Origin of the sequence: Chitinophaga sp., assembly GCF_036569125.1 — a bacterium.
Lineage (GTDB): Bacteria > Bacteroidota > Bacteroidia > Chitinophagales > Chitinophagaceae > Chitinophaga.
The window spans coordinates 1-5,723 of sequence record NZ_DATCRF010000743.1; the positions used below are offsets into that span (position 1 = coordinate 1).

The 5,723-nt window shown below is 50.4% G+C and carries 7 protein-coding genes; 4 read left to right on the forward strand and 3 right to left on the reverse strand.

Features of this window, described 5'->3' with window-relative positions; genetic code table 11:
- Together VIM87_RS27525 and VIM87_RS27530 are read left to right on the forward strand one after the other, a co-directional pair.
- On the forward strand, nucleotides 1-509 hold a 509-nt coding region (locus VIM87_RS27525), incomplete at its 5' end, for an outer membrane beta-barrel protein (protein ID WP_332000092.1).
- A 252-nt stretch (nucleotides 510-761) separates the two neighbouring features.
- Entirely contained in the window at nucleotides 762-1,235 is a 474-nt protein-coding gene (locus VIM87_RS27530) for an acyl-CoA thioesterase (protein ID WP_332000093.1), read from the forward strand.
- Between the two features lie 163 nt (nucleotides 1,236-1,398).
- Here the strand turns inward: VIM87_RS27530 and VIM87_RS27535 are convergent, their stop codons facing one another.
- The 3 genes from VIM87_RS27535 to VIM87_RS27545 form a co-directional block, all read right to left on the reverse strand.
- The gene (locus tag VIM87_RS27535; protein WP_332000094.1) at nucleotides 1,399-3,189 is read right to left on the reverse strand and encodes an ABC transporter ATP-binding protein; all 1,791 of its coding nucleotides are present in this window, start codon (nucleotides 3,187-3,189) and stop codon (nucleotides 1,399-1,401) included.
- 160 nt (nucleotides 3,190-3,349) lie between these two features.
- The gene (locus VIM87_RS27540) at nucleotides 3,350-3,622 is read right to left on the reverse strand and encodes a hypothetical protein (protein ID WP_332000095.1); all 273 of its coding nucleotides are present in this window, start codon (nucleotides 3,620-3,622) and stop codon (nucleotides 3,350-3,352) included.
- A gap of 61 nt (nucleotides 3,623-3,683) precedes the next feature.
- Entirely contained in the window at nucleotides 3,684-3,914 is a 231-nt protein-coding gene (locus VIM87_RS27545) for a hypothetical protein (protein ID WP_332000096.1), read from the reverse strand.
- Nucleotides 3,915-4,168: 254 nt separating this feature from the next.
- Between VIM87_RS27545 and VIM87_RS27550 the strand changes: the two genes are divergently transcribed.
- Together VIM87_RS27550 and VIM87_RS31460 are read left to right on the forward strand one after the other, a co-directional pair.
- Nucleotides 4,169-5,377, forward strand: a complete 1,209-nt coding sequence (locus tag VIM87_RS27550) for a DUF763 domain-containing protein (protein WP_332000097.1) — start codon at nucleotides 4,169-4,171, stop codon at nucleotides 5,375-5,377.
- Nucleotides 5,378-5,637: 260 nt separating this feature from the next.
- Nucleotides 5,638-5,723, forward strand: an 86-nt coding sequence (locus tag VIM87_RS31460) for a DUF6496 domain-containing protein (RefSeq protein ID WP_414649673.1), incomplete at its 3' end; no start/stop codon positions are given.

The following is a 5,723-nucleotide window of genomic DNA, read 5'->3' on the forward strand; positions in this document are numbered from 1 at the left end:
GGGCAGAGTTCACCGTACGCAACCAGGTGCTGCCCGGCTGGGATATTACCACCAACCTGAACCTGGCGCAAACTAAAATTGATGCGGACAATGTTGGCACTAACCTGAACAACAGCGGCTTTACCTGGTTTGGAAAGGTGAACAGCAATACCAAGCTGCCCCTGGGCATGCTGCTGCAGGTAACGGGCAACTATGAATCCAAACGGATCTTACCGCAGGGCGAAGCTGCTGCCGAATACCAGGTGGACCTTGCGCTGAAAAGGGAGTTCCTGAAGAACAAAGCCCTTTCTGTGACGATGGCTGTGAACGATATTTTTAATACGGACAGAGACCTCAATTATACCACCACTGCTTTTTCTGAGCAGGAAAGATACCGCAAACGCGCCTCCCGCGAGTTCCGCATTAACGTAGCCTGGCGCTTTGGTAAGATGGATATGAACCTGTTTAAGAAGAAGAGCGAGAAAGGCGGAGAGAACGGTGGTGAGCAGCCGCCGCGGGAGGAGCTGTAGGAAGAGTCGATGGTCCATGGTCGATGGTCCATGGCCTTGTGCACGGTTGAAAAACTTCACTTTAAAGACTATTGATCAGGATGCATCAGCTACTCCGCTCGATGCCATGGACTATGGACCATCGACCATGTACCGCGGACGAAGTCCGCGACTATTATTTTTAAATTACGATTTTTGACTATAGCTTTGACCCTGTTTTTGTGAGCGTTCTCATCAAATCTAAAATCGTAAATCTAAAATCTAAGATCCTTCATGTCCAATATCTCTAACGCTATTACCCTGCGGTTCCTGGCTGAGCCTTCCGATGTGAACTTTGGCGGCAAAGTGCATGGCGGCGCTGTAATGAAATGGATTGACCAGGCGGGCTATACCTGTGCGGCACAGTGGAGCGGGCAGTATTGTGTAACGGTATATGTGGGCGGCATCCGTTTTTACCAGCCCATCAGCATTGGCAACCTGGTAGAGATCAACGCCACCGTGATCTATACCGGCAACAGCAGCATGCACATTGCCATAAATGTATTTGCCTCAAACCCGCGGAAGAGCGAGCGTATTAAAACCACGCACTGTATCATGGTGTTTGCAGCGGTGGATGATCATGGTAAAACAGTAGCGGTACCCAAATGGGAGCCTAAAACGGATGAAGAGCTGCATATGCATGATTATGCACAGCGCCTGATGGACCTGCGAAAGAATATTGAGGAGGAAATGAAGCCGTATTTGTAGCGGCTTTCAGCGCTACAGTCCATGGTCGATGGTCCATAGTCCATGGCCTATAGCGCGGTAAATTTTAATACGGGGAAAGAGCGGTTAATATCATGTAAACGCAGTAATTATACTACGCTCAATGCAATGGACTATGGACCATCGGCCATGGACCCTTCGCACGTCAGTGCGAGAACTGCATCTCACTTAAATTCTTATACAAGCCGCCGTCTACATCTATCAGCTCTTTATGCGTACCTTCTTCTACAATGTGGCCCTTATCCAGCACAATGATCTTATCTGCTTTGCGAACGGTAGAAAGGCGGTGTGCAATCACAATAGAGGTGCGGCCTTCCATCAGCTTTTCGAGGGCGTCCTGTACCAGTCTTTCCGATTCAGAATCCAGGGCCGATGTAGCCTCGTCCAGTATTAAGATCCGCGGATCTTTAAGCACAGCGCGTGCAATGGCAATACGCTGGCGCTGTCCGCCGGACAGCTGTATGCCGCGCTCTCCTACTATGGTATCCAGCCCTGCGGGAAAACGTTGTATAAACTCCCATGCATTGGCTTTACGGGCGGCTTCAATAATCGCTTCATCATCAGCGCCGGGTTTACCATAGGCAATATTTTCCCGGATGGTGCCGCCAAACAGGAACACATCCTGCGGCACTACTGCCATTTGCCCGCGCAGGGCAGAGAGTGGCAGATCCTGGCTATTGCGCCCGTCATAGGTTATTAACCCATTTACGGGATCGTATAAACGAAGTAATAAAGATACGATGGTGCTTTTACCCGCTCCGCTGGGGCCTACCAATGCCACCTGCTGATCTGCCGCCACGCTGAACGATACATTTTGCAGCACCGGTATATCGGCGCGTGAGGGGTAGTGGAAAGATACGTCCTCAAAGGTGATCTGCCCGCTCAGGTGGTGCTCCGGCGCTATCTGGCTGCTGTCGGTAATAGGTTCTGCCGGCTCGTCCAGTATTTCCAGCAGGTTCTCTGTGGCGCCCATGCTGCGCTGTATGCTGGTGTATACCTCTGCCAGCCCGGTGACGGACCCGCCGATAAAACCGGAGTAGATAATAAAGGAGAACAGCTCGCCGGTTGATCCCATTTCGCCGGTGGAGATAAGGATGGCGCCTCTCCAGATCACCGCTACCATAGCGCCAAAAATGCCCATGATCAGGAAAGAGGAGAAAGCGCCGCGGTACTTGCCGCTTTTTATGCCGGTGGCAGCGGCTTCCAGTGTTTTATGTTTGTAACGGTTCATTTCAAAGAACTCGTTGGCAAATGCTTTTACGTTCAGGATGCCCTGCAGGGTTTCTTCTACAATGGTGTTGGCTTCCGCTACCTGGTTCTGTACCTGTTTGGAAAAACGGCGTATAAAACGCCCGAACACATAGGCTACCAGCATTATAAAGGGAAAGATGGCCAGCATGAACAGGGTTAGCTTGGCCGATGTATGCAGCAGCAGCGCAATACCGCCCACAATAACTATGATCTGCCGTATAAACTCCGCAATGGTGGTGGTAAAGGTTTCCTGCAGCATGGAAATATCGGAAGAAATGCGGCTGCCCAGCTCCCCTACCCGCCGGTTCACAAAAAACTTCATGGGCAGCTTAATGAGGTGGTTATAAATGGTTTGCCGCAGGGTGGCCAGGGTTTTTTCCGTTACGTTCACAAACAGTATGATGCGGAAATAAGAGAACAGGGCCTGCCCGGCCAGTACGCCTACCAGCATAAATCCGAGGCGGTTCATATCGCGCATCAGGTTGCCATGGGTGCTGGAATCTACCAGGTCGCCCAGCAGCTTTGGAAAAGCCAGTCCGGCCAGGCTGGAAATGAACAGGAATAACATGCCCAGGCTAAACTGCGGCCAGTAAGGCTTTACGTATTTATAGAGGCGTAATGTCTTCTTTAAGGAGGTTAAACTAACACCTTTCACAAGGTTCTTTCTAAGATCTAATAATTGCATCTGGTCTTTTATTCAATAGTGGCTGATACGGGTAATTGAGCTACCGTAATTAAGGGACGGATCAGTGGGGCAATATATTTTAAATCCGGGATATAAAAAAAGGTTACAACCCTTTGCAGGTGTTGTAACCTCATATATAATCTCACAATTACAAGAGACGTTACTGATTTTTGCGGCGGTTCTTGGAGGAATCCTCTGTTCCGGTACCATACCTGGAGGAATCTTCGCCCGGGTTAATGGCGCCCGGCGGTTGTTCGGCTGCGGGAGCAGTGTCCCTTACAGAGGTGGTGTCAGACATCATCATATTACTGTCGGTAGTTATGACGCCGGTACTATCCGTATTGGTATTTTGTCCGCTGCCACAGGAAGTCATCAGGAACATTCCGGCAAACGCGCCTGCTACCAAAAGGCAGGGCAAGTTCAATATTTTCATAAAAATGGTTTTCCGCGTGTCGTGAAATATTAGCTACAAAGTGGGATCGAAACGCCACAACTTAATGTTGCGTTGTATCCGCTGGCATGGTGGAGGCGGTGTCGCGATTCACGGTAGAAGTGTCGCGCATGGCCCCTGAAGTATCCTGTATTACACTGGAAGAATCTGTTTCCGTACCGCTGCTGCTTTCCTTAGAACTGCCGCAGGCAAAGAGGAACAGGCTAATCATCATAGCCAGGCAAAGCGTTATACATAATTTATAGATCGATGGTTTTTCAATTCTGATATTCATTACAAGGAAATTTTTTGAGTTAGCATTTCGTCATTCCGGGAAGAGTATGGAAATAATTGTGCCAAGGGGGAACAGCTAATTACGAATTACTCAATTACGAATTACGAATTGCGTGGAGCACGGGAGAAGCATGAATGGGTTCCGAAGCATTAACAGGCTGGTGGCGCTTGTGGACGCCAGCTTATACCGGAGAGATTTTAAATGTGCACAACCCAATTCGTAATTGGGTAATTCGTAATTCGTAATTTTGCAGGGTGTCTTATGCTGATCTTCCGCTACATTATGGGCAAGTGCCGCCCTGGCTTGCCCGCAGAATGGCCCTGTTAGGAGGGGCTATTGTAGAAGCGATTGTGCTGCAATATGGTAAGGGCGAGGTATTGCGCCGCCTGAGCGATCCCTGCTGGTTCCAGGCGCTGGGTTGTGTAATGGGTATGGACTGGCATTCATCCGGCATCACTACCAGCGTAATGGGCGCTTTGAAGAAATCCGTGAACCCCATGTCCGGTGAGCTGGGTATTTACATTTGCGGGGGTAAAGGCCGCCACTCCCGGGAAACACCGGCTGAGCTGCAGGTGATCGCAGAACGCACCGGCCTGCCCGGCGATCTGCTGGTGCGCAGCAGCAAGCTATCTGCCAAGGTGGATAATACCGCGGTGCAGGACGGGTTCCAGATATACCTGCACTCGTTTGTAGTATCCGATACCGGGGAATGGGCCGTGATACAGCAAGGCATGAACGATGCCAGCGGCATGGCCCGGCGTTACCACTGGCACTCCGCTACCCTGCCCTCTTTCACAGAAACGCCGCATACCTTTATTTACGGGCAAAACCAGGGGCAGATCCTTAACCTTACTGATAAAGGCGCTACACCAGCCAAATCGGGCCTGCTGCAAATGGTGCAGGAAGGCCCCGACCGTATGCTGCCTGAAATACGCAAGCTGGTAATGCCCTCCCACCACGATGTACGCGCCATGGACGTAGACCTTAAACGCCTGGGCAGCGTGCTGGCAGTAGCGCACGAGCGGGAGCTGCATGATTTTGAATCCCTGCTGCTGCTGGAAGGTGTGGGCCCCCGCACCATTCAATCCCTTACGCTGGTAAGCGAGGTAATATACGGTACCCCCTCCCGCTTTACAGATCCTGCAAGATTTTCGTTTGCCCATGGGGGTAAGGACGGCCATCCCTTCCCGGTACCCACTAAAGTATATGATGAAACCATCCAGGTGCTGCGCAGCGCTGTAGACAAGTCAAAACTGGGGCAAACGGATAAGCAGGATGCTATCCGCAAGCTATCCGTACTGTCTGAAAAGCTGGAAAAGGATTTTATACCCAATGAAAACTTTCAGCAGGTAATTGAACGGGAAAGAAATACCTCCTGGATGTACGGCGGCCGTACTGTAATGGGCAAAGCCAAGCCATCTGCTAAAAAAGATAAGGACGATCCCCAGCTGAAACTCTTCTAAGCCTTTATTTTCAGGGAATTGCTTACGCGATATGAGGTAAGGTGTACACAAACCTGCAGGCCCGTAAAATGATGTAGGGTTTTATGCAGGGGGGTAGAGTTGCACTGGGATGTCAGTAGGGAAAAAGGGGTGTTTTAGGAGGGCGGGACCCGGGTTGCACCCGAATTGCGCACGGGTTGCACCCGAATTACAGCCGAATAAACATAATGGGCAGCTTTGTTTTGGTCTTTTTTTTGGACTGATCACTAAAACATTGATATATGGCACGTTATTCAAAAAAATCACAGGACACCGTAGGTGATGCCCTTCACCGGGAAAAGAAAGGAACGCTGCGCAGCGGCCGTAG